23 protein-coding genes are annotated in these 26,450 nt (G+C 69.5%); 9 read left to right on the top strand and 14 right to left on the bottom strand.

Going from position 1 to position 26,450, the window contains the following annotated elements:
- Positions 1–76: 76 nt before the first annotated feature.
- The 5 genes from AC3RCE_RS24070 (at position 77) to corA (ending at position 4,372) form a co-directional block, all read left to right on the top strand.
- The gene (locus AC3RCE_RS24070; protein ID WP_492254119.1) at positions 77–1,075 is read left to right on the top strand and encodes a DMT family transporter; all 999 of its coding nucleotides are present in this window, start codon (positions 77–79) and stop codon (positions 1,073–1,075) included.
- Between the two features lie 31 nt (positions 1,076–1,106).
- Positions 1,107–1,847 carry a tRNA (adenosine(37)-N6)-threonylcarbamoyltransferase complex dimerization subunit type 1 TsaB gene (tsaB, locus tag AC3RCE_RS24075; RefSeq protein WP_492254120.1) on the top strand — a complete coding sequence of 247 codons (741 nt, stop codon included), beginning with the start codon at positions 1,107–1,109 and terminating at the stop codon, positions 1,845–1,847.
- A gap of 22 nt (positions 1,848–1,869) precedes the next feature.
- Entirely contained in the window at positions 1,870–2,349 is a 480-nt protein-coding gene (gene rimI / locus AC3RCE_RS24080; protein ID WP_218297874.1) for a ribosomal protein S18-alanine N-acetyltransferase, read from the top strand.
- Positions 2,350–2,605: 256 nt separating this feature from the next.
- Positions 2,606–3,187, top strand: a complete 582-nt coding sequence (locus tag AC3RCE_RS24085; RefSeq protein WP_492254121.1) for a uracil-DNA glycosylase family protein — start codon at positions 2,606–2,608, stop codon at positions 3,185–3,187.
- Between the two features lie 198 nt (positions 3,188–3,385).
- Positions 3,386–4,372, top strand: coding sequence for a magnesium/cobalt transporter CorA (corA, locus tag AC3RCE_RS24090; protein ID WP_010464274.1), 987 nt, complete (start codon positions 3,386–3,388; stop codon positions 4,370–4,372).
- 193 nt (positions 4,373–4,565) lie between these two features.
- On the opposite strand, the gene AC3RCE_RS24095 is transcribed toward corA, so the two are convergent.
- From AC3RCE_RS24095 to AC3RCE_RS24130, 8 genes are all read right to left on the bottom strand, one after another.
- Positions 4,566–5,333 (bottom strand): 5'-methylthioadenosine/adenosylhomocysteine nucleosidase, encoded by a 768-nt coding sequence (locus AC3RCE_RS24095; RefSeq protein ID WP_492254122.1) that lies wholly within the window; start codon positions 5,331–5,333, stop codon positions 4,566–4,568.
- Positions 5,334–5,463: 130 nt separating this feature from the next.
- Complete coding sequence (locus AC3RCE_RS24100) at positions 5,464–7,143, bottom strand: long-chain-fatty-acid--CoA ligase (RefSeq protein WP_218297878.1); 1,680 nt, start codon at positions 7,141–7,143, stop codon at positions 5,464–5,466.
- 91 nt (positions 7,144–7,234) lie between these two features.
- Positions 7,235–8,647, bottom strand: a complete 1,413-nt coding sequence (pntB, locus tag AC3RCE_RS24105) for a Re/Si-specific NAD(P)(+) transhydrogenase subunit beta (RefSeq protein WP_492245259.1) — start codon at positions 8,645–8,647, stop codon at positions 7,235–7,237.
- A 34-nt stretch (positions 8,648–8,681) separates the two neighbouring features.
- On the bottom strand, positions 8,682–10,283 hold the full coding sequence (locus tag AC3RCE_RS24110; RefSeq protein WP_492254123.1) for a Re/Si-specific NAD(P)(+) transhydrogenase subunit alpha: 1,602 nt from the start codon (positions 10,281–10,283) through the stop codon (positions 8,682–8,684).
- Between the two features lie 63 nt (positions 10,284–10,346).
- Positions 10,347–10,898, bottom strand: a complete 552-nt coding sequence (locus AC3RCE_RS24115) for a hypothetical protein (protein ID WP_255591903.1) — start codon at positions 10,896–10,898, stop codon at positions 10,347–10,349.
- Positions 10,899–11,389: 491 nt separating this feature from the next.
- Positions 11,390–12,454 (bottom strand): class II fructose-bisphosphate aldolase, encoded by a 1,065-nt coding sequence (fba, locus tag AC3RCE_RS24120; RefSeq protein WP_492254124.1) that lies wholly within the window; start codon positions 12,452–12,454, stop codon positions 11,390–11,392.
- Between the two features lie 80 nt (positions 12,455–12,534).
- On the bottom strand, positions 12,535–13,953 hold the full coding sequence (locus tag AC3RCE_RS24125) for a histidine kinase dimerization/phospho-acceptor domain-containing protein (RefSeq protein ID WP_492254125.1): 1,419 nt from the start codon (positions 13,951–13,953) through the stop codon (positions 12,535–12,537).
- Positions 13,950–14,657, bottom strand: a complete 708-nt coding sequence (locus AC3RCE_RS24130) for a response regulator transcription factor (RefSeq protein ID WP_218297884.1) — start codon at positions 14,655–14,657, stop codon at positions 13,950–13,952. Before AC3RCE_RS24130 ends, AC3RCE_RS24125 begins: the two co-directional genes overlap by 4 nt.
- 88 nt (positions 14,658–14,745) lie before the next feature.
- Here AC3RCE_RS24130 and AC3RCE_RS24135 point away from each other — a divergent pair, with 88 nt between their 5' ends.
- Positions 14,746–15,498: a phosphatase PAP2 family protein gene (locus AC3RCE_RS24135; RefSeq protein WP_218341776.1), complete on the top strand. Its 753-nt coding sequence runs from the start codon at positions 14,746–14,748 to the stop codon at positions 15,496–15,498.
- A gap of 45 nt (positions 15,499–15,543) precedes the next feature.
- On the opposite strand, the gene pyk is transcribed toward AC3RCE_RS24135, so the two are convergent.
- Together pyk and AC3RCE_RS24145 are read right to left on the bottom strand one after the other, a co-directional pair.
- Positions 15,544–16,980, bottom strand: a complete 1,437-nt coding sequence (pyk, locus tag AC3RCE_RS24140; protein ID WP_492254126.1) for a pyruvate kinase — start codon at positions 16,978–16,980, stop codon at positions 15,544–15,546.
- Positions 16,981–17,059: 79 nt separating this feature from the next.
- Positions 17,060–18,547, bottom strand: coding sequence for an MFS transporter (locus tag AC3RCE_RS24145; protein WP_492254127.1), 1,488 nt, complete (start codon positions 18,545–18,547; stop codon positions 17,060–17,062).
- Positions 18,548–18,715: 168 nt separating this feature from the next.
- Here AC3RCE_RS24145 and AC3RCE_RS24150 point away from each other — a divergent pair, with 168 nt between their 5' ends.
- A complete protein-coding gene (locus AC3RCE_RS24150) occupies positions 18,716–19,612 on the top strand; it encodes a LysR family transcriptional regulator (protein ID WP_218297887.1) in 897 nt (298 codons plus the stop codon).
- Positions 19,613–19,642: 30 nt separating this feature from the next.
- Here AC3RCE_RS24150 and AC3RCE_RS24155 read toward each other — a convergent pair whose 3' ends face one another.
- Genes AC3RCE_RS24155 through AC3RCE_RS24170 form a run of 4 tightly spaced genes read right to left on the bottom strand, consistent with a single transcriptional unit; the run spans position 19,643 to position 23,034 of the window.
- The gene (locus AC3RCE_RS24155) at positions 19,643–20,431 is read right to left on the bottom strand and encodes a CPBP family intramembrane glutamic endopeptidase (RefSeq protein ID WP_492254128.1); all 789 of its coding nucleotides are present in this window, start codon (positions 20,429–20,431) and stop codon (positions 19,643–19,645) included.
- Positions 20,432–20,453: 22 nt separating this feature from the next.
- Positions 20,454–21,851, bottom strand: a complete 1,398-nt coding sequence (locus AC3RCE_RS24160) for an aminopeptidase P N-terminal domain-containing protein (RefSeq protein ID WP_218297888.1) — start codon at positions 21,849–21,851, stop codon at positions 20,454–20,456.
- Positions 21,848–22,594: a nucleotidyltransferase family protein gene (locus tag AC3RCE_RS24165; RefSeq protein ID WP_218341806.1), complete on the bottom strand. Its 747-nt coding sequence runs from the start codon at positions 22,592–22,594 to the stop codon at positions 21,848–21,850. Before AC3RCE_RS24165 ends, AC3RCE_RS24160 begins: the two co-directional genes overlap by 4 nt.
- A 50-nt stretch (positions 22,595–22,644) precedes the next feature.
- Entirely contained in the window at positions 22,645–23,034 is a 390-nt protein-coding gene (locus AC3RCE_RS24170; protein WP_218297889.1) for an S-adenosylmethionine decarboxylase family protein, read from the bottom strand.
- 320 nt (positions 23,035–23,354) lie between these two features.
- On the opposite strand from AC3RCE_RS24170, the gene AC3RCE_RS24175 reads away from it, so the two are divergent.
- Together AC3RCE_RS24175 and tkt are read left to right on the top strand one after the other, a co-directional pair.
- On the top strand, positions 23,355–23,984 hold the full coding sequence (locus tag AC3RCE_RS24175) for a response regulator transcription factor (RefSeq protein WP_369643646.1): 630 nt from the start codon (positions 23,355–23,357) through the stop codon (positions 23,982–23,984).
- 317 nt (positions 23,985–24,301) lie between these two features.
- Positions 24,302–26,389: a transketolase gene (gene tkt / locus AC3RCE_RS24180; protein ID WP_369643647.1), complete on the top strand. Its 2,088-nt coding sequence runs from the start codon at positions 24,302–24,304 to the stop codon at positions 26,387–26,389.
- Positions 26,390–26,450: the final 61 nt, after the last annotated feature.

The following is a 26,450-nucleotide window of genomic DNA, read 5'->3' on the forward strand; positions in this document are numbered from 1 at the left end:
AGGGGCGGCCTCTGCCCCGGCCCCGCCGGCAAGCCGCGCGCCAGCGCTGGCGGCGGCAGGCACCGATAATCCCCCGATGCGCTTTTCTCCTCGTGCCATGGGCCTGCTGGCGGCGGTCGTGACCGTCACCATCTGGACAGGCTTCATCGTCATTGCCCGCGCCTCGGCCCAGCGCACGCTCACCCCGTTCGACATCGCGCTGCTGCGCATCACCGGCGCCAGCCTGGTGCTGCTGCCCTGGGGCTGGTGGATGGTGCGGCGGCGCACGGCGGCGCAGGGCGCGTCCGCCCCGCCCTCCAGCCTGGGGGGCATCTCGCCCCTGCCGCTGCGCACCACGGCCCTGCTGGGCATCTTCGGCGGGCTGCTGTACGCCATGCTGGCCTACGCGGGGTTCTTCCATGCGCCCGCCACCCACGCGGCCGTGCTGATGCCGGGCAGCCTGCCGCTGTGGACGGCGCTGCTGGCCGCCGCGCTGCTGCGCGACCACATCACCCCGCTGCGTGCCGCGGGCCTGGCCTTCATCGTGGCGGGCGACCTGCTGGTGGGCGGCCGCAGCCTGCTGGCGGCCTTCTCGGGGGGCGACGTGTGGAAGGGCGACCTGCTCTTCATGATGGCGGCCGCGAGCTGGGCCACCTACAGCGTGCTGGCCCGGCGCCACGCGGTGGACGCCGTGCAGGCCACCATCGCGATCACGGCGTTTGCCTGCCTGGTCTATGTGCCCGGCTATGCCCTGCTGACCACGCTGGGCGCCGTCACCAGCCACCTGGCGCTGGCGCCCTGGAGCGAGATCGTCTTTCACATGGTGTTCCAGGGCGGCGGCTCGGTGGTGATCTCGGGCATCGGCTTCACGCGCATGATCCAGCACTATGGGCCCGTGCGCTCCACCATGATCACGGCGCTGGTGCCCGGCCTCTCGGCCATCGGTGCCGTGGTGTTCCTGGACGAGCCGATGTACTGGAACCTCGTCGCCGGCCTGCTGCTGGTGACTGCCGGTATCCTGCTGGGCGTGCTGCGCAGGAGTCCGGCGGGCCCGGCCGCCACCGCCACGCCCGCCCCTGGCCACACCGCCTCCTGACCTCCTTTTGCCGCGCAAACCCCCAGGCCCCATGAATCTACTTGCCTTCGACACCAGCACCGACACCCTCTCCATCGCGGTACAGCAGGGCGATGCCGTGTGGCATCACACGGGCCCCGGGGGCGCGCAGGCATCGGCCACCCTGATCCCGGCGGTGCGCAGCCTGATGGCGCAGGCCGGCGTGTCGTTCGACACGCTCGAGGCCATCGTGTTTGGCCGGGGGCCGGGTTCCTTCACCGGGCTGCGCACCGCCTGCGCCGTGGCCCAGGGGCTGGCGTTTGGCGCGCGCGGGGGCCACGGCGTGCCGGTGCTGCCCGTGGACACCCTGCTCGCGGTGGCCGAGGAGGCGCGCCACGCGCAGGGCTGCACGCGCGTGGTGGCGGTGCTGGACGCGCGCATGGACGAGGTCTACCACGCGCGCTGCGAATGGCGGGCCTCCGAGGCACGCTGGCAGGCCGACGCCGACTTTGGACTGGGCGCGCCGGAATCCGTGCTGCCGCCCCCGGGCTGGACGGTGGCGGGCAATGCGCAGGCCCCCTACGGCGACCGGCTCGCGCCCGATGCCCCCCATGTGGCCGCGCTGCCCACGGCCGGCGCGCTGCTGCGCCTGGCCCCTGCGCTGCTGGCCGCCGGCCACGGCGTGCCGGCCCGCGATGCGCTGCCGCGCTATATCCGCGATAAAGTGGCGCAAACCACCGCCGAACGTGCCGCCCTGCGCGCCGCCCAGGCGGCAGCCAACCCGCAGGAACCCGGGGTTGGCGCGCCCCAGTGAACCTTGTCCTGGCCACCACCGCATGAGCGCCCTGCCCACCCCGCCCGCCCGCGCCCTGGAAGCGCGCTTTGAAACCCTCACGCTCGCGCGGCTCGACGCCGTGCTGGCGGTGGAGCAACGCGCCTATTCGCACCCCTGGACGCGCGGCAACTTCACCGATGCGCTGGCCTCGGGCTACCAGGCCCAGCTGCTCATGGCCGGCGACCATCTGCTGGGCTACTTCGTGGCGATGCTGGGCGTGGACGAAGTGCACCTGCTCAACATCACCGTCACGCCCGAATTCCAGCGCCAGGGCTGGGCGCGGGTGCTGCTCGATGCGCTGGCCCTGTGGGCACGCGGACGGGGCGCGCAGTGGCTGTGGCTGGAGGTGCGCGTGAGCAACCTGCGCGCGCAGCACATCTACCAGGCGCACGGATTTCGCCGCGTGGGCGAACGCAAGCGCTACTACCCCGCGGCCGAGGGCCAGCGCGAAGACGCCGTGGTCATGAGCCTGCCCCTGTAACCCGCAAGAACCACCCACCCCGCCCGTATGAGCCTCCACCTCGATGCGCGACAGCGCGCCATGCTGCAAGAAATGGGCGTCACCGTGTGGGGCCCGCCACAGGCCGTGGCGGCGGCGGTGGCGGCGCCAGCCGCGCAAGCAGCGGGCGCCACAGCAGCCCCCGGCACCGATCGCCCACCGGCGCGGCCCGCCCTGGTGGCCGCCACGACAGCCCCGGCCGCCGCCCCCGACCGCGCAGCGCCCCCCCCCGCCCCGGGTGCCCGCGCGCGCTGCACCGGCGCCAGCGCAGGACACGCCGCCCTCCACCCTCTCCACCGCGACGGCCCCCGTCGCCCCGGCCCTGAGGCTGCACGCGCCCCAGCCGCTGTACCCCCTGGCCGATCCGGCGCAGGCGCCCGCCGGGCTGGGCCCGGGCTGGCTGATCGTGGCCGAAAGCCTCACCCCCGACGACCCGCTGGGCGGCGACGCAGGCCGCCTGCTCGACAACATGCTGCGCGCCATGCAACTGCACCGGCATCCCCGCGTGTTCCTGGCCGCGCTGGAGCGCCCCGCCTCCGGCACGCAGGCGAGCGCGGACATCCAGGCCACGCTGGCCGAGACCGTGGCATCGCTGCAGCCCGCCCTGGTGCTGGTGCTGGGCCATGTCGCGGCGCGCGTGGCGCTGGGCCGCACCGAACCGCTGGGCCGCCTGCGCGCGGGGCCACACGCGCTGGGCGGGTGCCCCGCCGTGGTGACCTACGACCCCGCCTTCCTGCTGCGCTCGCAGGAGACCAAGGCCGCCGCCTGGGCCGACCTGTGCCGGGCACTGGCCATCGTGCGCCAGGCTTCATCCACCTGACCACGGCGGGCGCGGGCTTTTGCCACGGGCCCGCCGCGGCGGCAGTGCCATAATCCGCCGCCTGTCCATTTTTTACGGAGAAAGCTCCTTGGAAACCTACCCGAGTTGGTAGCTTTCAGCTCCCCGGCCTGCCTGCTGTGGGGTTGAAAGCACCCGATCCCCCACACCGCAGATGCCACACAACAAGGGAGTGAGCCCATGCTCAACATCTTCACGCTCGCCAATGGCCGGCTGTTCCAGGAAGAAATCGAATCCCTGGAAGAGCTGACCCGCTTCCAGCCGATCTGGGTGGACCTGGAAGCCCCCACCCTCGAAGAAAAACGCTGGATCAAGCAGCACTACGGCCTGTCCATCCCCGAGGATGCGATGGACGAGGACATCGAGGAATCCGCCCGCTTCTACGAAGAAGACAACGGCGAGCTGCACATTCGCAGCGACTTTTTGATCGACGACGATGAAGACCCGCGCTCGGTGCGGGTGGCTTTCATCCTGAACCAGCACAACGCCAACCTCAAGAGCCGGGGCGTGCTGTTCTCCATCCACGACGAAGACGTGCCGGTGTTCCGCCTGCTGCGCATGCGCGCACGCCGCGCGCCAGGCCTCATCGAAGACGCCAAGGAAGTGCTGCTCAAGCTGTTCGACGCCGACGCCGAGTATTCGGCCGACACGCTCGAGAACATCTACGACGAGCTGGAAAAGGTGAGCAAGCAGGTGCTGGCCGGCGACGTGACCGATGCCCTTGCTGGCGAGGTGCTGGGCGCCATTGCCCGCCAGGAAGACTTGAACGGACGCATCCGCCGCAACGTGATGGACACCCGCCGCGCCGTGAGCTTCATGATGCGCAGCAAGATGCTCAACTCCGAGCAGTTCGAGGAAGCCCGCCAGATCCTGCGCGACATCGAATCGCTGGACAACCACACGGCGTTTTTGTTCGACAAGATCAACTTCCTGATGGACGCCACGGTCGGTTTCATCAACATCAACCAGAACAAGATCATCAAGATCTTCTCGGTGGCCAGCGTGGCGCTGCTGCCCCCCACGCTGATCGCCAGCGTGTACGGCATGAACTTCAAGTTCATGCCCGAGCTGGAGTGGAGCTACGGGTATGCCTACGGCATCCTGCTGATGATCGCCAGCGCGGTGGGGCCCATGTGGTACTTCCGCAAGCGCGGCTGGTTGAAGTAGCCCCCTGTGGCGCTGCGCGCCTTCCCCCGAGGGGGACGCCTCCGGTGGACAGGCAAAGCCGGATCCACGGTGGCGCTGGCATGGAGGAGCGCCAGTTTCACGGCGCGGCGACCGATGATCTACGGCCACGCATGAAAATATCCAACAAAATAGCCCCTAGCGCTTACTCAACAAGCGCGAGTAGCTATCAATTTTATAGTTTTTGAAGAAACGCCAGCATGATGTGCTCGGCGTAGCGGCTGGCCACGGTCTGCACGAAGAGGGGAAAGTCCACGTGGGCGGTGTCATCGGCGCGGTCGGAGATGGTGCGCACGGCGGCGAAGGGGATGCTGTAGTCATAGCACACCTGGGCCACGGCGGCGCCTTCCATTTCAACGGCCAGCACGTCGTGGCCGGCGTCGCGCAAGGTGTTGCGCAGGCGGTGGGACTCATCGGCGGCAGAGACAAATCGGTCCCCGCTGGCCACCAGGCCGTGGTGGGTGCGGTGCAAGACGCCTTCCAACGCATCTGTTGCACCAGTTCTCAAGCCAAATTGGCCACTGGCGCTTGATACACAAGCGCAAGCAGCTTCCAAAAGCAGAGCAGACAGCACGCCGTCACAGGCCAGGCGGCTGCGTGCGTAGCCGGGCACTTCCCAGCGCGGGAACAGGGGCGAGGCGTCCATGTCGTGCTGGAGGTAGTCCTGCGCCACCACCACGTCGCCCACATTCACGCCATCGCCCACACCGCCCGCAACCCCGGTGAAGACGATGCGCGCCACGCCGAAACGCTCGATGAGCGCCGTGGCCGTGGTGGCAGCCGCCACCTTGCCGATGCCCGACAGCGCCAACACCACCGCGCGGCCGTGCAGCTCGCCCAGCCAAAAGGCGCGGCCCGCATGCATCAGACGCTGGGGGTGCGACAGGTGCTGGACCAGCGAGCTTTGCTCTTCGGGCAAGGCGCTGAGGATGGCGGTGGTCATGGCCTACGAAACCGACACGTCCCATACCAGCGGACGCCGTGGAACTGGCTTCGCCAGGCCGCTGGCGTCGTCCCCCTTCCCGGCGCGAGCCGAGAGAAGGGGGAAGCCGCGAAGCGGCTCAGGGGGATGGTCATTTCTTGTCGCGCAGCTCGCGGCGCAGGATCTTGCCCACGGGGGTCTTGGGCAGCTCGGTGCGGAACTCGATGACCTTGGGCTGCTTGTAGCCGGTGAGTTCGGCGCGGCAGAACTCCTTGACCTGCGCTTCGGTGAGCGCGGGGTCCTTCTTGACGATCACGAGCTTGACGGCCTCGCCGGTCTTCTCGTCGGGCACGCCCACCACGGCGCATTCGAGCACGCCGGGGCAGTTGGCCACGACTTCTTCGACCTCGTTGGGGTAGACGTTGAAGCCGCTGACCAGCACCATGTCCTTCTTGCGGTCCACGATCTTGAAGAAGCCGCGCTCGTCCATGACGCCGATGTCGCCGGATTTGAAGAAGCCGTCGTCGGTCATGACCTTGGCGGTTTCATCGGGGCGCTGCCAGTAGCCGGCCATCACCTGCGGGCCCTTGATCGCGATTTCGCCGGGCTGGCCGAGGGTGGTCACCTCGCGGCCGTCGTCGTCGAGCAGCTTCATCAGGGTGCCGGGGAGCGGCACGCCAATGGTGCCGGTGAACTCCTTGGCGGTCACGGGGTTGCAGCTGACCGAGGGGCTGGTCTCCGACAGGCCGTAGCCCTCGCAGATGGGGCAGCCGGTCTTCTCCAGCCACAGCTTGGCCACGGCGCCCTGCACGGCCATGCCGCCGCCCACCGAGACCTTGAGGTTCTTCCAGTTGACGGTGTTGAAGTCGGGGTGGTTGGCCAGGCCGTTGAACAGCGTGTTCACGGCCGGGAAGCTGTGGAAGGTGTGCTTGGACAGCTCCTTGAGCACGGCAGGCAGGTCGCGCGGATTGGGGATCAGGATGGTCTTGCCGCCCGTGCGCATGCTCAGCATCATGTTCACGGTGAACGCGAAGATGTGGTACAGCGGCAGCGCGCAGATGCTGGTCTGCTGCTCGCCCGCGGGCACCTTCTTCATCACCGGGTCGTTCCATGCCTCGGACTGCAGCACGTTGGCGATCACATTGCGGTGCAGCAGCACCGCGCCCTTGCTCACGCCGGTGGTGCCGCCGGTGTATTGCAGCAGCGCGATGTCGTCGGGCCGGATGTCGGGCTTCTTGAGGGTGCCGCGCGTGCCCTGGGCCACCGCGTCATTGAAGCGCACGGCGCCCGGCAGGTTGTAGGCGGGCACCATCTTCTTGACGTTGCGCACCACGTAGTTGACGAGCGCGCCCTTGAGCAGGCCCAGCTGGTCGCCCATGGCGCACAGCACCACGTGCTTGACGGGCGTGTTGGCAATGCAGCTTTGCAGCGTGGTGGCGAAGTTCTCGATGATGACGATGGCCTTGGCGCCCGAATCCTTGAGCTGGTGCTCCAGCTCGCGCGGGGTGTACAGCGGGTTCACGTTGACCACCACGAAGCCCGCGCGCAGGATGGCCGCCACCGTGACGGGGTACTGCGGCACGTTGGGCATCATGATGGCCACGCGGTCGCCCTTGACCAGGCCCAGGCCCTGCAGGTAGGCCGCAAAGGCACTGGAGAGCGAGTCTGTCTGGGCATAGGTCACTTCCTTGCCCATGAAGCTGTAGGCCACGCGGCCCGCGTACTTGGTGAACGCCTCGTCCATGAGGGCCACCAGCGACGGGTATTGCGCGGTGTCGATGTCTGCGGGGACGCCTTGCGGATAGGCAGCCAGCCAGGGGCGATTCGTCATTTTTTGTCTCCTGATAAGTTTTATTGAGGCCGTGAGACCGTGCTGATTTTTTCAGCACGGTCGTGCTTTTTTCGCGGTGGAATTATGCCCGTCACCCCTTGAGCGCGGAAAGAACTTCGTCGAGCATTTTCTTGGCGTCGCCAAACAGCATGCGGTTGTTGTCCTTGTAGAACAGGGGGTTGTCCACGCCCGCATAGCCCGAGGCCATGGAGCGTTTCATCACGATCGAGGTCTTGGCCTTCCACACTTCGAGCACTGGCATGCCGGCGATGGGGCTGGACGGGTCGTCCAGCGCGCTCGGGTTCACGATGTCGTTGGCGCCGATGACCATGGCCACGTCGGCATTGGGAAAGTCCTCGTTGATCTCGTCCATCTCCATCACGATGTCGTAGGGCACCTTGGCCTCGGCCAGCAGCACGTTCATGTGGCCGGGCATGCGGCCCGCCACGGGGTGGATGGCAAAGCGCACATCCACGCCTTTTTCGCGCAGGGTCTTGGTGATCTCGTACACCGTGTGCTGGGCCTGGGCCACGGCCATGCCGTAGCCGGGCACGATGATGACGCTCTTGGCATCGCGCAGCAGCTCGGCCGTCTCGGCGGAGCTGACGGGCACGGCCTCGCCTTGCGGCTCGGCAGCCTCGCCCTTCTTGGCCGGTGTGCCAGCGCCCGAGCCGAAGCCGCCCGCGATCACGCTGATGAAGTTGCGGTTCATCGCGTTGCACATGATGTAACTCAGGATGGCACCCGAGGAGCCCACCAGCGCGCCCGTGACGATGAGCAGGTCGTTGGACAGCATGAAGCCCGTGGCCGCCGCTGCCCAGCCCGAGTAGCTGTTGAGCATGGACACCACCACCGGCATGTCCGCACCACCGATGGCCATCACCATGTGAATGCCGAACAGCAGCGCGATCGCCGTCATCACCATCAGCGGCACCATGCCCTGTTCGATGGTCTCGGCGCGCAGGAACTCACGGCCAAACCAGATCACGACCAGCAGCGCGGCCAGGTTCATCCAGTGGCGGCCGGGCAGCAGCAGCGGCTTGCCACCGATCTTGCCGTTGAGCTTGCCAAAGGCGATCAGCGATCCGCTGAACGTGACCGCGCCGATCAGGATGCCGACATAGATCTCCACCTCATGGATGATCTTCTCCGCGCCCTGCAGCTGGATCGAGGTATCGACGTAACTCGCAAACCCCACCAGGCAGGCCGCCAGGCCCACCAGGCTGTGCATGAGCGCGACCAACTCGGGCATCTGGGTCATCTTGACGACCTTGGCGGCATACAGGCCGATGCCGCCGCCAACGACCAGCGCGCCGACGATCCAGGCCACCCCTGCGGGGCTGACGCGCGGGCCGAACACCGTGGCCAGCACGGCCAGCGCCATGCCGACCATGCCGAACAGGTTGCCCCGGCGCGAGGTTTCGGGGTTGGAGAGCCCGCCCAGGCTCAGGATGAACAAAATGGCCGCGCCCAGGTAGGCGACGGTGGCGAGACTTGGGGACATGTTCTGTGCTCCTCGTGTTCTTGTTGTGATGGAGTTACTTGCGGAACATGGCCAGCATGCGGCGCGTCACCGCAAAGCCGCCGAACATGTTGACGGCCGTGAGCACCAGCGCGGCAAACGCCAGCCACAGGATGAGCCCATCCGGGCGCCCGTTGACACCCGCATCGGGCGGCGCGATCTGCACCAGCGCGCCGATGGCGATGATGCTGGAGATGGCGTTGGTCACGCTCATCAGTGGCGTGTGCAGCGCGGGCGTGACATTCCACACCACCATGTAGCCGATGAAGCAGGCCAGCACGAACACCGTGAAGTGCCCCAGGAAGGCCACGGGCGCATAGGCGCCGATGGCCCAGAACAGCACGGCCAACACGGCAAAAACGATGGTCAGCGTCTTGGCGGACATCGGTGCGCCCGGGCCATGGCTGGATTTCTTGGCGGCCACAGGAGCCGCCGCGGCCTTGGGTGCCGGTGCAGGGGCCTGCTTGAGCGGCGGGGCAGGCCAGGTGATCGCCCCATCCTTGACCACGGTGAGGCCTCGGATCGCGTCGTCCTCCATGTTGACCACGGCCACGCCGTCCTTGGCCTTGCACAGCTCTTCCGTCAGGCGCAGCAGGTTGGTGGCGTACAGCGTGGACGACTGCTTGGCCAGCCGCGAGGCCAGGTCGGTGTAGCCGACGATGGTCACGCCGTGGCGCACCACGGCCTGGCCGGGCACGGTCAGTTCGCAGTTGCCGCCCTGCTCGGCGGCCATGTCCACGATCACGCTGCCGGGCTTCATGCTCTGCACCATCTCGGCCGTGATGAGCTTGGGCGCGGGCTTGCCGGGGATCAGCGCGGTGGTGATGATGATGTCCGCATCCTTGGCCTGCTCGGCGTACATCTTGCGCTGTGCGGCCTGGAAACCCTCGCTCATGACCTTGGCATAGCCGCCGCCGCCCGAGCCTTCTTCCTCGTAGTCCACCTTGACGAACTCGCCACCCAGCGACTTGACCTGGTCCGCCACCTCGGCGCGCGTGTCGTTGGCGCGCACGATGGCGCCCAGGTTGGCCGCCGTGCCGATGGCGGCAAGCCCCGCCACGCCCGCGCCCGCGATGAACACCTTGGCCGGCGGCACCTTGCCCGCGGCCGTGATCTGGCCGTTGAAAAAGCGGCCGAAGGCATTGGCCGCCTCGATGACGGCGCGGTAGCCGCTGACGCCTGCGGTGGACGTGAGCGCATCCATCTTCTGGGCGCGCGACAGCGTGCGCGGCAGGCAGTCGATGGCCAGCACCGTGGCCTTGCGGGCCGCCAGCTGCTGCATGAGCTCGGGGTGCTGGGCGGGCCAGATGAAATCAATGAGCGTCGTGCCCTCGCGCATCAGCGCCACTTCCTCGCTGCTGGGCGGGCGCACCTTGAAGACGATGTCCGATGCAGCCCACAGCGCGGCAGCGTCGCCCACGATCTGGGCCCCGGCGGCACGGTAGGCGTCGTCGCTGAAGTTGGCGGCCTCCCCTGCCCCCGACTCCACGGCAACCGCGAAGCCCAGCTTGATCAGCTTCTCCACCACATCGGGCACGGTGGCCACGCGCTTTTCGCCAGGGAAAGTTTCCCTTGGCACGCCAATGCGCTGCGGCTGCGGGACTGGGCTTGTCTGCATCAGAGGTCTCCTCGAGTTTCGTAATCGTTATGCAAGGCCGCCAGGCAGGGGAGGGCTGGCGCGCTAGCGTCTGGAAGGGGGCGCGGGAAACGGGAACGGCGGAATGGCCAGGTGGCCATCCATCATGCCGGCGCTCAGGCGCACGGCCTGGGCCAGGTCATGGGCCCACTGCTGGAGGGGCAGGCCCGCGGTCAGGAATTCTTCGTTGCTGCGCGGCCGGACGCTGAGCAGCCGCTGGTCCACCAGGGCATCCACCGCCACCCAGACACCCGCTTCGGTGACGTAGCGGTAGCCCACATGCGCGTAGGGAGTGCTCAGCGCGATCTGGCGGCTGGCCATCCACTGGACCAGGTCGGGCCGGTTCTTTTCGAGCCACCTGGGGCTGCTGGCCCAAAGCTTGAAGCGCAGGCAATCGGCGCGCACGGGGCTGCCGTCCGCGGGATCCTTGACCACGACGTCCTGTTGCGGCGGGCAGTACCCCACCCCTTGCGGAGACCCACGCAGGTCGCCCGTGCGGTTGGTCTGCACCCGCAGCGCGGCCAGCCATTCACCTTGCGCACCCCGCAGCCCCACCGCACGGGTCTGGAGCGGGGTACGGCCTGCGGGACCGGACATGGCTTCTTCGGAAGTGCCCAGGTCTTGCCACGCCCCCGGCGGCAACACCAGACGGGCCCGGCCGACGGGATATTCGGACTTGGGGGGAACGGTCAGGGGCGCGCACGCCACCGTGAACACCGTCACAGCCAACACAGGCAACAGCCGCCGGAACTTTGAAATTGTCAGAGTCATAGAGAAAGGTTCATACGAATTCGCCTTCAATCATCCCACGGCACCCGAGTCCGTCCATCGACGGCTTCTGCCATGCAACAACCAGCTCGGTGTAGCTGGTGAGAAATGTGTTGAACGCGCCCTGGTATCGGACACTTCTTGCGGCGCTGCCGGTGGGCAAGCTGACCGCGAGCTTACATGAAGAAGATCTTGTCGCTGTCACCTTTGTCTGCTGTAGAGGGAACTCCCCAGTCTCTGCATGCAGACAGGCAAAAAAAAGCCTGGCAGCACAACGCAACCAGGCTGGGCAGCGGCCCCGCAGGGCCTCGTGCCAACGATCAGTGCACCACTTGCGCCAGCGTACCCGCAGCGTACTGGGCCGCTACGGCCTGCAGGCTCAGGCCCTGGATCTTGCTGCCCTGGCCTTCGCAGCCGAACTCCAGGTAACGCTGCTTGCACACCTGCTTGGCGGCCTCGCGGGCGGGCTTAAGCCATTCGCGGGCATCGAACTTGTCGGGGTTCTCGGCCAGGAACTTGCGCACCGCGCCGGTCATGGCCAGGCGGATGTCGGTGTCGATGTTGATCTTGCGCACGCCGAACTTGATGGCTTCCTGGATCTCCTCGACCGGCACCCCGTAGGTTTCCTTCATCTTGCCGCCGTACTGGTTGATGATGGCCAGCAGTTCGGCGGGCACCGACGAGGAGCCATGCATCACCAAGTGGGTGTTGGGAATGCGCTTGTGGATTTCCTTGACCCGGCTGATGGCCAGAATGTCGCCGGTGGGCTTGCGGCTGAACTTGTACGCGCCATGGCTGGTGCCGATGGCGATGGCCAGCGCGTCGAGCTGGGTGGCCTTGACGAACACGGCGGCTTCCTCGGGGTCGGTCAGCATCTGGCTGTGGTCCAGCTTGCCTTCGGCGCCGATGCCGTCTTCCTCGCCAGCCTCGCCGGTTTCCAGGTTGCCCAGGCAGCCCAGCTCGCCTTCGACCGTGACACCCACCTTGTGGGCCATCTCCACGACCTTGCGCGTCACGTCGACGTTGTACTCGAACGATGCCGGCGTCTTGCCGTCTTCCATCAGGGATCCGTCCATCATGACCGAGCCAAAGCCCAGGTCGATGGCGCCGGCGCACACCTTGGGCGAGGTGCCGTGGTCCTGGTGCATCACCAGGGGGATGTGCGGGAAGGCCTCGACGGCGGCCTGGATCAGGTGCTTGATGAAAGGCTCGCCCGCGTACTTGCGCGCGCCAGCGCTGGCCTGCAGGATGACCGGCGCGCCCACTTCGTCGGCGGCGGCCATCACGGCCTGGACCTGTTCCAGGTTGTTGACGTTGAAGGCAGGGATGCCGTAGCTGTGGGCGGCGGCATGGTCGAGCAGTTCGCGCATCGAAACGAGGGGCATGGTCGTAGGGTCCGTTGAAGGTTGGAGGAAGGCGCTGTCAGCCTGGCAGTGCGGTGGTAACCGCTTGGTAACCCGTGATTTTAACCGGGGGGCGCGGACGGCGGCAGGGGCAAATCCAACCGGAAACAGGTGGTAAAGGGCGCGGGGGCCGGTGCCGCGCCGAACTGGCCGCCGTGGATGTCCGCCACCCGCCGCAGGATCTCGTGGCCCAGGTGCAGGCTGTCGGAGGTGCCCCTCGCTCCCCCGGAGGCGGGAGCATCGCCAGGGCGCCGGGCGCCGTCGTCGCACACCTGCAGCCATGCACCCGCCCCGTCAGACGCCCCCACCTGCACCGCGATGTGCGTGCCTTGCGGCGTGTGCTTGAGCGCGTTTTCCACCAGATTGCGCGCGGCGATGTCCAGCAGCAGCACATGCCCGGACACCCAGAGCTCCGGCGGGGCCGACAGCGCCATGTCGTCGCCCCGCTGCCACGCCGCCTGCGCGTAGTCGGCGCAGACCTGGCGGGCCACGGCGCACAGGTCCACCGGCGCCTTGGCCTCGTGCAGCTCAGCCCGGCTCGCGCGGGCCAGGGCCAGCAGCTGGTTGAGCACATGGCCGGCCCGCAGGGCATCCTGGCCGATGCGCGCGATGGCCTGCGCCCTGGCACCGGCCTCCAGGTCTCCGGCCAGGGCGCTGGCCTGCAGCGCGATGGAGGACAGCGGCGTGCGCAGCTCGTGGGCGACTTCGTTGGCCAGCCGCCGCTCGCGCACCAGCGCCGCCTGCTGGCGGTCCAGCAAGGTGTTGATGGAGGCGACCACCGACTCGAATTCGCTCCACGCATGGCGCGAGGCCAGGCGCGGCGCGCTGGCGGGGTCGAGGGCGGCCACGTCGGCCGACAGGGCATACAGCGGCCGCAAACCCCGCCACAGGGCCAGGCCCAGCGCGAGCGACACCACGGGAAGCAGCCAGAGGCCGGGCTCGATCATCTGCTCGGCGATGTCCTGCGCGAGTTCATCGCGCTCGCGCAGCTCCAGCAGCACCATGATCTTGCGCATCCGCGCGGCGTCCCATTGCGAGAAGCTGCGCCACACCGTCCCGTCCGGCCCGAGCGCCATGTTGGCGAATCCCTCGACCTCGCCAAAGGCCGGCGCCGGCGCGGTGCCGCTGTGATGGAGCATGCGGCCCTGCGCGTCCCACTGCACGACGCTGAGGGACTGCTGGTAGTCGTGCGACTTGAGCCAGGGCGTGGGGGCGCGCTGGGTGACCTGCGGCCCCTCGGCGGCCTCGGTCGCACGCAGGTTCAGCAGCAGGGCGGCCACGCTGGCCAGGTGCCCGTCGGTCAGTTCGTCCGCCTCGTGCACCCCCGTCTGGTAGCCGATGAACACGAAGCTGCCCCACACCAGCGCCAGCGCTCCAAGGCACCACAGCAGCAGCTGGCGCGTCAGGGACGGCCGGCGAACACGGGCCGCAGAGGCCGCAGAGGCCGCAGAGGCCGCAGAGGCCGCAGGAGAATCACTCATTCCGCGGGCTCCTGGGGCATGAAATAGCCCACGCCGCGCATGGTCTGGATGCACGCGCTGCCCAGCTTGCGGCGCAGGTGGTGGATGTGGACCTCCACCGCGTTGCTCTCGATGGCCGCGTCCCAGCTGTACAGGCGCTCTTCGATCTGCTGGCGCGAGAGCACGCGCCCCCGCGCTTCCAGCAGCACCAGCAGCACCGAAAACTCCCGCGGCGACATCTCCACCGCCTTGCCGCCCTGGTGGACAGTCCGCGCAGCGGGGTCCATTTCGATGTCTGCGTAGCGGATGGTGGGGGACGCCCGGCCGGCGGCCCGGCGCAGCAGGGCCCGCAGGCGCGCGTCCAGCTCATCGATATCGAAGGGCTTGGCCAGGTAGTCGTCGGCGCCCTGGTCCAGCCCCGCGATGCGCTGGTGCACCTGGTCACGGGCGGTGACGATGAGCACGGGGGTGGACGGATCGGGCAGCCCCGGAGCCGCGGCGGCAGCGCCCGGGGCCGGGCTCAGCCGCAGCCGCCGGAGCAATTCGCCGCCGTCTCCGTCGGCCAGCCCCAGGTCCAGCAGCACGGCATCAAAGCGCTCGGCGCGCAGCGCGCTCCACGCACTGGCCACGCCATCGCACACGTCCACCGCGTAGCCGCGCTGGTGCAGGTTGGCACGCAGCCCGCTGGCGATGCCGGCATCGTCTTCGACAACGAGTATTCGCATGCGGCGATTGTCGCCGGGCCCGGCGCCCCCGGACCAGCCGCTGCCCGCCATTAAGGCGGTGTTAAGTGCGGCCTTCTATGGTCCGGGCATGCCATCTTCGCCTTCCCATCCCCATCCCTTCCCGGCCCGCCATCGATTCCTGCTCCTGTGGACACTCGGCCTGCTGGCCGCCGTGGTGGCCTGGGACGCGGGGGGGCAAGACATTCCGCTCGCCCGTGCATTTGGCTCGGCCACGGGATTCCCCCTGCGGGAGCAGTGGTTCTTCGTGCACGTGCTCCATGAAGGCGCACGCCGCCTGGCGTGGCTGCTGGTGCTGCTGCTCGTGGTGGGCGTGTGGTGGCCGCCGCGCGGGGTGCTGCGGCGCATCGATACCGGCGAGCGCCTGCAGATGGCCCTGAGCGCGCTGCTGGCGCTCGCGGTGGTGAGCATCGCCAAGAACCTGAGCGACACGAGCTGCCCCTGGGACCTCGCGGAGTTCGGCGGCGTGGCGCGCTATGCGTCCCACTGGGCGCTGGGCGTGGCCGACGGCGGCGGCGGGCGCTGCTTTCCGGCGGGCCATGCCTCGGCCGGGTTCGCCTTCATCGGCGGCTACTTTGCGCTGCGCCGCAAGGAACCCGCGGCGGCGCGCTGGTGGCTGGCCGCGGCCGTGGCGGCGGGCCTGGTCCTGGGCGGCGCCCAGCAGGTGCGCGGCGCGCACTTCATGAGCCACACGCTCTGGACGGGCTGGCTGTGCTGGGTGTCGGGCTGGCTGTGCGACCTGGGGTTTCAGAAACTGGCGCGGCCCCGCCCCGCCGATACCGGGGAGCAGGACCTGCCAGGGCACGGCGCCCCGTCCCAGTGAAGCCGGGTGCGGGGTGAGACGGCGTCGCCGCTCCGGCGGCCGCGCTCAACTCGCCACGCAGATCTTCAGCATGTTGGTGCCGCCGGGGGCGCCCATGGGCTCGCCGCAGGTGATGGCGTAGACATCGCCCTTTTGCACGATGTTGCGGCTCTTGAGGTGGCGCTCGGCCTGCTCCAGCGCCGTGTCGCGGTCTGCGCTGGTGTCCATGAGCAAGGGGCGCACGTTGCGGTACATGGCCATCTTGCGCTGCGTGGCGACCTTGGGCGTGAGCGCATAGATCGGAATGTCGATGCTGTGCCGGCTCATCCACAGTGCCGTCGCGCCGCTGTCGGTCATGGCCACGATGGCCTTGGCGCCCAGGTGGTGGGCCGTGAACAGCGCGCCCATAGCGATGGACTGGTCGATCCGGCCGAAGGTCTGGCCGGTGAAGTCGGCGTCGAGCTGGTGGTCTTCGGCCGCCTCGGCCGCCGCGCAGATGGTGGCCATTTCTTCCACCGTCTCGAGCGGGTAGCGGCCGGCGGCTGTCTCGGCGCTCAGCATCACGGCGTCGGTGCCGTCCAGCACGGCGTTGGCCACGTCGCTCACCTCGGCGCGCGTGGGCACGGGGTTGGTGATCATGCTTTCCATCATCTGCGTGGCGGTGATCACGACCTTGTCCTGTTCGCGCGCCATGCGGATCATCTTCTTTTGCAAGGCGGGCACGGCCGCGTTGCCCACTTCCACGGCCAGGTCGCCGCGCGCCACCATGATGCCGTCGCTCACGCGCAGGATGGCTTCCAGGTGCGGGATGGCCTCGGCGCGTTCGATCTTGGCGATCAGGCCCGGCTTGTGGCGGTACTCGGACGCGGCCACGTTGCACAGCTGGCGCGCCATTTCCATGTCGGTCGCGTTCTTCGGAAAGCTCACCGCCACATAGTCGGCCTGGAAGCTCATGGCCGTGCGGATGTCTTCCATGTCCTTGGCGGTGAGGGCCGGTGCCGTGAGGCCCCCGCCCTTCTTGTTGATGCCCTTGTTGTTGGACAGCTCGCCGCCCACCTTGACGGTGGTGTGCACCTCTTCGCCGCGCACCGCATCCACGGTGAGCACGATCAGCCCGTCGTTGAGCAGCAGCAGATCGCCCGCCTTCACGTCGCGCGGCAGTTCCTTGTAGTCCAGCCCCACGCCGTCGATGTCGCCCAGCTCCGTGCGCGAGGCGTCGAGCACGAACTTGGCGCCCGATTCCAGTTGCACCCTGCCCTCCGCGAACTTGCCCACGCGGATCTTGGGGCCCTGCAGGTCGGCCATGATGGCCACTTCGCGGCCCGCGCGCTGGGCCGCGGCGCGCACCGTGGCGGCGCGGTCGATGTGGTCCTGCGCCTTGCCGTGGCTGAAGTTCAGCCGCACCACGTTCACCCCCGCGCGGATCATGGCCTCCAGCAGTGCCGGGTCGCTCGATGCGGGGCCCAGGGTGGCAACAATCTTGGTGGCGCGGCGGGTAGGCATGGGCTTGTCTCTTTCTGTGGGTATGTAATCGAATTTCAATTCTCACACGAAGCGGTTACATGCCGATTACCAGCCGCCCTCAGCCGATGCCCGGAGGGCATCCTTGGCGCCTGCGCGCACGGCTGCCCAGCATGAGGGCCATGGCCCCCACCATCAGCAGCGCGGCGGCCGTGAGCGTGGCCCGCATGCCCGCCACCATGGGCATCCCTGAAGCCCCCACGGCATGCGCCAGCGCCGCGCCCATCGCGAACACGGCCCCCATGGCGGACGCTCCCGTGATGAGCCCCAGGTTGCGCGACAGGTTGAGCAACCCCGCCACGACACCCCGCGCGCCGGGTTCTGCGTGGGCCATGACCGCGGTGTTGTTGGCCGCCTGGAACAGGGCATAGCCCGCCGTCAAGACCGCCAGCGGGACGACATAGCCCGGCACGCCCCACGCGAGCGGCGCCAGCGCCAGGCCGGCGCACCCGGCGAGCATGGCGGCGAGCCCGGCCAGCCCCATGGAATGCGCGCCCAGCCTGTCCACGGCCCTGCCCGCGGGAAGGCCCACCAGCGCGGACACCAGCGGGCCACACGACATGGCGAGCCCGACCTGCGCGGCACCGAGCCCCAGCGCCCCCGACAGATAGAACGGCCCCACCACCAGCGTCGCCATCACCACCGTGGCCACGAGGGTGGTGGTGGCCAGGCCCGCGCCCAAGCCGGGGAGGCGCAACACCGACAACCGGACCAGGGGCGCGGCCACGCGCGCCTGGGCCCACACGAACAGGCATGCCCCCAGCGCCGCAAGGCACAGCAGCGCCCCGTTCAGCAGGCCCCAGCCGCCACGCCCCATCGTCATGGCCAGCGCGTAGGCCCCCAGCGCGAGGGCCAGCAGCACCGTGCCCAGGGGGTCGAACCCGGGCCTCTCCCCTGCGGCCAGGCGGTCCGCCGGCAGGTGGCGGCGCACCAGCAGCAGGCCCAGGGCGCCCAGCGGCAGGTTGATGAGAAAGATCATCGGCCAGCCGGCCTGGGCGATCAGCACACCGCCCAGCGTCGGCCCCAGGGCCGTGCCCACGGCGGACATGGTGCCCAGCAGGCCCATGGCGCTGCCCGCCCGGTCCTTGGAGACGGTCTCGCCCACGAAGGCCATCGTGAGCGCCATCATCGCGGCCGCGCCCAGCCCCTGCAGCGCCCGGGCGGCGACCAGGAGCCCCAGCGTGGGGGCCGCGGCGCACAGGGCCGAGGCCCCCGTGAACAGGGCCAGCCCCGCCAGCAGCAACCGCCGGCGGCCCACCACGTCGCCCAGCCGGCCCACGCCGACCACGGCCGTGGTGATGGCCAGCAGGTAGGCCAGCACCACCCATTGCACTTCCTGAAAGGGCACGCCCAGCGCCTGCGCCAGCGTGGGCAAGCCGACATTGACGATGCTGGTGCCCAGCGAGGACAGCAGCATGGACAGCGCAAGGCTCGCCAGCGCCCACCGGCTGTCCGAGGGGCCGGTGGCCTGCGGCCCGCCCGCGGCAGGCTGGGGCAGCAGGGAAAAAGTCGCTTGCGGGGGAATGGCGGTGCGGGTGGGGGGTGTCATGGCGGAGGGTCTCCTCGGGAGGCGATGGTTCGCGGGTGCCCGGTCGGCGCCCCTGGAAAACCAGCCACTCCAGCGTAGCCAGGCACGTGGCCCGGCGGAAGACGCAGCATTTGCATTCCATACATGCACCAGACGCCATGCCACGGACCGGCGTGCTATGGTCCCGCCATGCCGCGGCCTGATCTCAACCTGCTGGTCACCCTGGATGTGCTGCTTGCGGAGGGCAACGTGGCGCGGGCCGCCGAGCGCCTGCACCTGAGTCCTTCCGCGATGAGCCGGGCGCTCGCCCGGCTGCGCGACACCACCGGCGACCCGCTGCTCGTCAGGGCCGGGCGCGGACTGGTGCCGACGCCACGCGCACTGGAGCTGCGCGACAAGGTCAGCCAGCTCGTGCAGGACACCGAGGCCGTCCTGCGCCCCGCATCGGCGTCCGACCCCGCCCAATGGGCCCGGTCTTTCACGCTGCGCTGCAGCGACGGCTTTGCGGAGAACTTTGGTCCCGGCCTCCTCGCCCGCGTGGGCGAGGCCGCCCCCGGGGTGCGGCTGCGCTTCGTGCAGAAGACCGACAGGCACAGCGCCCCGCTGCGCGATGGAACCGTCGACCTGGAGACCGGCGTGGTGGGCGACGCCATGGGCCCCGAGGTGCGGGCGCAGGCCCTGTTCCGCGACCGCTTCGTGGGGGTCGTGCGCGCGGGGCACCCGCTGTGCGCGGGCGAGATCACGCCGGCCCGCTATGCGGCCGGCAGGCATGTGCTCGTGTCGCGGAAGGGGCGGGACCGGGGGCCCGTGGACGATGCCCTCGCGCCCCTGGGCCTGGCGCGGCAGATCGCCACCGTGGTGGGCGGCTTTTCCACCGCGCTGGCGCTGGCGCGCGGCTCCGACCTGGTTGCCACGGTTCCCGAACACCACACCGGCAACCTGCGCGCCGGCATGTCCAGCTTTGCACTGCCCGTCCCGGTGCCGCAGATCACGGTGTCGCTGCTGTGGCACCCCCGGCTGCAAGCCGATCCCGCGCACCAGTGGCTGCGCGGGCTGGTCCGGGAAGTGTGCGCCGAGCTTCGCTGACGCGCGCCCCCGCACGGCCGCACGCAGCGGTCAGACGAAGGGATGCGACAGGGCGTGCGCCAGCACATGGGCCAGGATGGCGGCCTCCAGCCCATGCCGGGCATAGAGCCATCCCGCCACCAGCCCGAAGGCGGTGTTGCCCACCAGCACGAACGCCACCACGGAGGGGGTGAGCACCCCGGCCATGGCCTGCGCGGCAGGCAGATGCCCCAGCGCAAATAGCAGGGCGCTGGCCACCACGGCGGTCGCCACGATGCCACGGCCCGGCGTGCCCTGGCCGCGCTGCACGAAGCGCCAGCCCAACCACAGCAGCAGGCTCATCACGCCCCAGCGCACCAGCAGTTCCTCGGAAATCCCGCCATAGAGCAGCTTGACCCCCAGGGATGCGGCACCGGCCGGGTCGGAGGGCCTGAGCGCCTGCGGCGCCACCAGCGAGAGGCCCCACAGCCACAGTGCGCCCGCGAGCCCGCCCACAAGCCCCGGCGCCCACTGGCGCCGGAAGGGCCCGGCCACCGGCTGGCCCTGCAGCCAGGCCGACACGGCAGGCGCCGCCAGCCCCACGCGGGGCGCCAGCGCCACACCCAGTGCCACGCACAGGGCCAGCAGGACCGCGGTCTGCAGGCCGCTGAGCAGCACCATGGCCCACAGCGGCAGCGGCAGCAAGGCCTGGTGGGCGGCCAGGGGCGGGACCAGCGCCCACACCACGGCCACGACGCCCGGCAGGCCCAGCAGCCACAGCGCGGCACCCAGGCGCCACTTCTGCGCGCGGGGGGAGCGCGTGGCAAGGTGCGCGGGCACGGCGGTATCAGAAGCCATCATGGACCCTGGCCATCCCTCGGCCTCAGCCGCGCATCAGCGCTTCGATCTCGTCGGCCTTCACCGGCACGCCGCGCGTGATCAGCTCGCAGCCCGTCTCGGTGACGATGGCGTCGTCCTCGATGCGGATGCCGATGTGGTGGAACTGCTCGGGCACCCCGTCGGCCGGCCGCACGTAGATGCCGGGCTCGATGGTGAGCACCATGCCCGGGCGCAGCACGCGGCTGGGGCGGTTGGTGATGGTCTCGCCCGACAGCGGGTCCTTGCGCTCGCTCACCGCCCCGACCTCATCGGGTTCCACGTAGCTGCCGCAGTCATGCACGTCCATGCCCAGCCAGTGGCCCGTGCGGTGCATGTAGAACTGGAAGTAGGCGCGCGTGTCGATCACGTCCTGCGCGGTGCCCACCTTGTTCCTGTCGAGCAGGCCCAGGTCCAGCATGCCCTGCGCCAGCACGGCCACGGTGGCGTCGTGCGGGTCGTTGAAGCGCGCGCCGGCCTTGGTGGCCGCCACCGCCGCGTCCTGGCTGGCCAGCACCAGGTCGTACAGCGCGCGCTGCGGCCCGGTGAAGCGGCCGTTGGCCGGGAAGGTGCGGGTGATGTCGCTGGCGTAGCCGTCAAGCTCGCAGCCGGCGTCGATGAGCACCAGCTCGCCGTCGCGCACCGGGGCGGCGTCCGCGCGGTAGTGCAGCACGCAGGCGTTGGCCCCGGCCGCCACGATGGAGCTGTAGGCCGGGTACTGCGAGCCCTCGTCGCGAAACGCGTGCAGCAGCTCGGCATCCAGGTGGTACTCGCGCACGTCCTGGCCGGCGCGCAGCATGCGGGCCGAGCGCTGCATGGCGCGGATGTGCGCCCTGGCGCTGATGTCGCTGGCGCGGCGCATGATGTCCTGCTCGTGCGCGTCCTTGATGAGCCGCATCTCGTCGAGCAGCGTGCACACATCGTTCTGCTCCGCCGGGCACAGCGCGCCGTAGCGCACGCGCGCGCGCACCGCGTTCAGCCACCCTTCCACCCGCGCTGCCAGGCCGCTGTGGATGGCAAACGGGTACCACACGCGGTGGCGGTTCTCCAGCAGGCGGGGCAGCTTGGCGTCCAGCTCGGCGATGGAATGGGCGGCTTGCACGCCCAGCGCCCCGGGCGCCGCAGCGGGGCCCAGCCGGTAGCCGTCCCAGATCTCGCGCTCCAGGTCCTTGGGCTGGCAGAACAGGGTGCTGCACCCGTCCTGCGCGACCACAAGGCATGCCCCCGGCTCGATGAAGCCGGTCAGGTAGTAGAAGTAGCTGTCGTGGCGGAACAGGAAGTCGGTGTCCCGGTTGCGCGGGCGCTCCGGCGCCGTGGGAATGATGGCGATGCCCCCCGCGCCCAGCTGGGCAGCAAGCCGCGCGCGGCGTTGGGCGTAGATGGAGGCAGGCACGGTGGTGTTCATGGACGGGCAGCAGAGAGAGAATTGAGTTCAGCCAGGCGCTCGGGGGTCCCCACATCGGTCCAGCGTCCGGTGTAGAGCTGTGCGCTGACCCGGCCATTGTCCATCGCGCGGCGAAGCAGCGGCGCCAGCGGGGCTTTGATGCCGTCCGGGTTGCCGGCCGGAATGTCGCACCAGGGCGCCGCGAACAGCCCGGCGCGCAGCAGGGCGATGGTGCTGTAGGTGTAGCGCGGCGCGGGGTCGTCGGCGGGCAGGTTCAGTGCCAGCCCGTCCGCCGACAGCCCGAAGTCGCCGCGCAGGTTGTGCGCCGGATTGGGCACCAGCCACAGGTGGGCCAGGTGGCCGCTGGCCTCGAAGGCCGACACGGCGGCGCTGCCGAACACGAAGTCGGGCGCAAACACATCGCCCGCCGCCAGCCAGAACACGGGGCCCAACCGGGGCAAGGCGCGGGCGATGCCGCCGGCGGTTTCCAGTGCGCCTCCAAAGTCCACGCCTTCGTGCGAGTATGAAATGGATAGCTGCTTGCGCTTGTCCACCCGGCGCTGGAGGCCAAAAACATCGGAAAAGTGGTGGCTGATCTGCCCACCCAGCCATGCGGTGTTGATCACCACCTGCTCCACACCCGCTTCCTGCAGCGCCGCCAGGTGCCACTGCAGCAGCGGCTGGCCCTGCACCTGCAGCAGGGGTTTGGGGATGGTGTCGGTCAGCGGGCGCATGCGCTCGCCACGGCCTGCGGCCAGCAGCATGGCGGGGACCTGCCCCCCGGTGGCGGCGGCCAGCGCCGCGGCACCCGCGCTCACGCCACGGCCTCCTGCAGGGCGCCCCGCTGCAGCGCGTGGCGCTGCACGGCCGTGGGCGCGAACAGGGCCACGAGCGCCTCCAGGAGCGCGCGTGCCTTGCCCGAATGGTCCGCACCGAAGTTGCACACATAGACGTCGAGCGTGACGGCCTGCTGTTCGGGCCAGGTGTGCACGCACAGGTGCGACTCGGCCAGCAGCACGGTGGCGGTCACCCCGCCAGGTCCGTGGGCGGTGGCGGGAAATCCGTGGAACAGCTGGCCCACGGGCTGCAGCCCGGCGGCGCGCACGGCGTCGCCGCAGGCCTGGCCCAGGGCGGCGGCATCGAGCAGCCACACGGGGGCGCAGCGGCAGCCATGGAGATCGGCGGTGAGGTGCAGTCCTTGCATGGCCCGCACTGTAGTGCATCACGGGGGCGGGCGACGCCGGGCTTTCGGGCCCGCATCGCGGCCGGGCTGGCGCCACCCCGGCCGGTCCCGGCGGTCCAGCGCCCAGGCGGTGGTCGCGCGCGCGGCGCCACGGACTATCCCGCCGGGGTAGGGCGATGCGCCGGGCGCTCGGGTAGCCTGCGCGGCCCATGACAGCCCCTGCCCCGCAACCCCGGCCCGGCCACCCGAAGCCGCTTGTGCCAACTATTACCGGATCACGCCTGCGCGCGATCGTGGGCCGCCGTTTCGCGGGCACCGACACCCCCCATAGTGTCGCCACCATGAAGATCATCCTTGCCGACGACCACACGCTGTTCCGCGAAGGACTGCAGCACCTGCTGTCGGCACTGGACCCTCAGGCCCAGGTGCTGGAGGCGAACGACTACGCCAGCGCGGCGTTGCTGGTGGTGGAGCATCCCGATGCCGCCCTCGCCCTGGTGGACCTGGACATGCCGGGCCGCGACGCCAGCGCGCCGGGTGGCGGCGGCCTGGAACGCCTGCTGGCGCTGGCGCCCGGCGTGCCGGTGGTGGTGCTCTCCGCCCGCGAAGACCCCGCCGTGGTCCGCGACGTGCTGGACGCGGGCGCCATGGGGTTCATCTCCAAGCGCGAACGCGCCGCCGTGATGCTCAACGCCCTGCATCTGGTGCTGGCCGGCGGCATCTACCTGCCGCCCATGCTCCTGGGCACGGCGGCCCGGGCGTCCGCCTGCGCCGCCCTGACCCCCCGGCAGGTCGAGGTGTTGCACGGCCTGGCGAACGGGCATGCCAACAAGGTGATCGCGCGCCAGCTCGGCATGAGCGAGGCGACCGTGAAGGCGCACACGGGTGCCATCTTCCGCAGCCTGGAGGTCAGCAACCGCGTGCAGGCCGTGCGCATGGCCCGGCGGCTGGGCCTGCTGGCGCCCGACTGAGCCCAAGAAAGCTCCTGATTTGATAGCTGTCAGCGCTTTATAGACAAGCGCTGGTGATCTGTTTGATTCAAAATTGAAGGTCCGGCAGACCGCGGTGCGACGGCCGCGCAATGCGCCCGCCTCCGAGACTCGGAACGGCCGATCACTGAGCGCAGATGTGCCGCGGGCTGCGCGCGGGCCGTGCGGCTTCCGCCGGGGCAAAAGCCGCCAGCGCGGGGGACCGCGCTCCGGGCTCCAGGCCGCCGGTGGAGGGGCGGGGGCGCCGCCCCGGTAAAATGCCGGGTTTCCCCTGAACCTCCCACCCTGAACCCTCCCCCATGGCCAACACCCAGCAATCCCAACAGATGGCAAATGCGATCCGCGCATTGGCCATGGACGCCGTTCAACAAGCCAACTCCGGCCACCCCGGCGCCCCGATGGGCATGGCCGACATGGCCGTGGCGCTGTGGAGCCGCCACCTCAAGCACAACCCCACGAATCCCCAGTGGTTCGACCGCGACCGCTTCGTGCTCTCCAACGGCCACGGCTCGATGCTGCTGTACGCGCTGCTGCACCTCACCGGCTACGACCTGCCCATTGGCGAACTCAAGAACTTCCGCCAGCTGCACAGCAAGACGCCAGGACACCCCGAAGTGGGCTACACCGCTGGCGTGGAAACCACCACCGGCCCGCTGGGCCAGGGCATCACCAATGCCGTGGGCTTCGCGCTGGCCGAAAAGCTGCTGGCTTCCGAGTTCAACCGCGAAGGCCACGCGGTGGTGGACCACAACACCTACGTGTTCCTGGGCGACGGCTGCCTGATGGAAGGCATCAGCCACGAGGCCGTGTCGCTGGCTGGCGCCTGGAAGCTCAACAAGCTGATCGCGCTGTATGACGACAACGGCATCAGCATCGACGGCCAGGTCGCCCCCTGGTTCGCCGACAACACCCCCCTGCGCTTCGTGGCCAGCGGCTGGAACGTGATCGGCCCCATCGACGGCCACGACGCCGACAAGGTGGCCGCCGCCATCGTGGAAGCCAAGAAGCAGACCGAGCGCCCCACCCTCATCGTGTGCAAGACGCACATCGGCAAGGGCAGCCCGAACCGCGCCAACACCGCCAAGGCCCACGGCGAGCCGCTGGGCGCGGAAGAAATCAAGCTCACGCGCGAAGCCCTGGGCTGGACCAGCGAGCCCTTCGTGGTCCCGGACGACGTGTACGCCGGCTGGGATGCCAAGGCCAACGGCCAGGCTGCAGAGGCCGCGTGGAACGAGCGCTTTGCCGCCTACAGCGCCGCCTTCCCCGAGCTGGCCGCCGAACTCACGCGCCGCATGGAGGGCAACCTGCCCGCCAACTTCGCGCAAGTGGCCGTGGACGCCGTGGTGGCGGCCCACACCAAGGGCGAGACCGTGGCCAGCCGCAAGGCCAGCCAGCTGGCGCTGGAAGCCTTCACCGCCGCGCTGCCCGAACTGCTGGGCGGTAGCGCCGACCTGACGGGCTCCAACCTCACCAACACCAAGAGCACCCCCAATCTGCGTTTTGACATGCAGGGCCACGTGGTGCAGACCACGCTGGAAAACGGCCAGAAGATCGGCGGGCGCCACATCAACTACGGCGTGCGCGAGTTCGGCATGGCCGCGATCATGAACGGCATCGCGCTGCACGGCGGCTTCATCCCGTACGGCGGCACCTTCCTCACGTTCAGCGACTACAGCCGCAACGCCATCCGCATGGCCGCGCTGATGAAGCAGCGCGTGATCCACGTGTTCACGCACGACTCCATCGGCCTGGGCGAAGACGGCCCGACCCACCAGTCCATCGAGCACGCCGCCAGCCTGCGTTTGATCCCCAACCTGGATGTGTGGCGCCCCGGTGACACGGCCGAAACCGCCGTGGCCTGGAGCGTGGCCCTGTCCAACAAGGACAAGCCCACCGCGCTGCTGCTGTCGCGCCAGAACCTGCCCTACGCGCCCAAGCGCGACCTGGGCGACATCTCGCGCGGCGCCTACGTGCTCTCCGAACCCGCGGATGTCGGCATCAAGAAGAAGGCCGTGGCCGTGATCATCGCCACCGGCTCCGAAGTGCAGCTGGCCCTGAAGGCCCAGCGCCTGCTGGCCGACAAGAAGATCGCCGTGCGCGTGGTCTCCATGCCCAGCACGACCACGTTCGACCGCGAAGACGCCAAGTACAAGGGCAGCGTGCTGCCCGCCGGCGTGCCCCGCGTGGCCGTGGAAATGGGCGTGACCGACGGCTGGTGGAAGTACGGCTGCGCCGCCGTGGTGGGCATCGACACCTACGGCGAATCGGCCCCGGCGCCCGTGCTGTTCAAGCACTTCGGCTTCACCGAAGAGAACGTGGCCGACGCGGTGCTGGTCGCCATCGGCGCCGCACGGCTCAAGCCCGCCAAGAAGGCCAAGGCCCGCTGAGACGCCTCCCCGCCCGCTGCGTGCCCACTGCTGCAGCGGGCGCGCCCCGGCAGATTCCTGA

The sequence above is a fragment of the Acidovorax sp. GW823-FHT05D11 genome, from assembly GCF_058795695.1.

Excerpts from the sequence above, each read along its gene's own strand:
- AC3RCE_RS24170 (WP_218297889.1), bottom strand. The coding sequence starts at position 23,034 with ATGCAAGGACTGCACCTCACCGCCGATCTCCATGGCTGCCGCTGCGCC.
- AC3RCE_RS24130 (WP_218297884.1), bottom strand. The coding sequence starts at position 14,657 with ATGCGAATACTCGTTGTCGAAGACGATGCCGGCATCGCCAGCGGGCTG.
- AC3RCE_RS24125 (WP_492254125.1), bottom strand. The coding sequence starts at position 13,953 with ATGAGTGATTCTCCTGCGGCCTCTGCGGCCTCTGCGGCCTCTGCGGCC.
- pntB (WP_492245259.1), bottom strand. The coding sequence starts at position 8,647 with ATGTCCCCAAGTCTCGCCACCGTCGCCTACCTGGGCGCGGCCATTTTG.
- fba (WP_492254124.1), bottom strand. The coding sequence starts at position 12,454 with ATGCCCCTCGTTTCGATGCGCGAACTGCTCGACCATGCCGCCGCCCAC.
- AC3RCE_RS24175 (WP_369643646.1), top strand. The coding sequence starts at position 23,355 with ATGAAGATCATCCTTGCCGACGACCACACGCTGTTCCGCGAAGGACTG.
- AC3RCE_RS24165 (WP_218341806.1), bottom strand. The coding sequence starts at position 22,594 with ATGCTGCTGGCCGCAGGCCGTGGCGAGCGCATGCGCCCGCTGACCGAC.
- AC3RCE_RS24150 (WP_218297887.1), top strand. The coding sequence starts at position 18,716 with ATGCCGCGGCCTGATCTCAACCTGCTGGTCACCCTGGATGTGCTGCTT.
- pyk (WP_492254126.1), bottom strand. The coding sequence starts at position 16,980 with ATGCCTACCCGCCGCGCCACCAAGATTGTTGCCACCCTGGGCCCCGCA.
- rimI (WP_218297874.1), top strand. The coding sequence starts at position 1,870 with ATGAGCGCCCTGCCCACCCCGCCCGCCCGCGCCCTGGAAGCGCGCTTT.
- tkt (WP_369643647.1), top strand. The coding sequence starts at position 24,302 with ATGGCCAACACCCAGCAATCCCAACAGATGGCAAATGCGATCCGCGCA.
- corA (WP_010464274.1), top strand. The coding sequence starts at position 3,386 with ATGCTCAACATCTTCACGCTCGCCAATGGCCGGCTGTTCCAGGAAGAA.
- AC3RCE_RS24135 (WP_218341776.1), top strand. The coding sequence starts at position 14,746 with ATGCCATCTTCGCCTTCCCATCCCCATCCCTTCCCGGCCCGCCATCGA.
- AC3RCE_RS24100 (WP_218297878.1), bottom strand. The coding sequence starts at position 7,143 with ATGACGAATCGCCCCTGGCTGGCTGCCTATCCGCAAGGCGTCCCCGCA.
- AC3RCE_RS24145 (WP_492254127.1), bottom strand. The coding sequence starts at position 18,547 with ATGACACCCCCCACCCGCACCGCCATTCCCCCGCAAGCGACTTTTTCC.
- AC3RCE_RS24110 (WP_492254123.1), bottom strand. The coding sequence starts at position 10,283 with ATGCAGACAAGCCCAGTCCCGCAGCCGCAGCGCATTGGCGTGCCAAGG.
- AC3RCE_RS24155 (WP_492254128.1), bottom strand. The coding sequence starts at position 20,431 with ATGATGGCTTCTGATACCGCCGTGCCCGCGCACCTTGCCACGCGCTCC.
- AC3RCE_RS24095 (WP_492254122.1), bottom strand. The coding sequence starts at position 5,333 with ATGACCACCGCCATCCTCAGCGCCTTGCCCGAAGAGCAAAGCTCGCTG.
- tsaB (WP_492254120.1), top strand. The coding sequence starts at position 1,107 with ATGAATCTACTTGCCTTCGACACCAGCACCGACACCCTCTCCATCGCG.
- AC3RCE_RS24160 (WP_218297888.1), bottom strand. The coding sequence starts at position 21,851 with ATGAACACCACCGTGCCTGCCTCCATCTACGCCCAACGCCGCGCGCGG.
- AC3RCE_RS24115 (WP_255591903.1), bottom strand. The coding sequence starts at position 10,898 with ATGTCCGGTCCCGCAGGCCGTACCCCGCTCCAGACCCGTGCGGTGGGG.
- AC3RCE_RS24070 (WP_492254119.1), top strand. The coding sequence starts at position 77 with ATGCGCTTTTCTCCTCGTGCCATGGGCCTGCTGGCGGCGGTCGTGACC.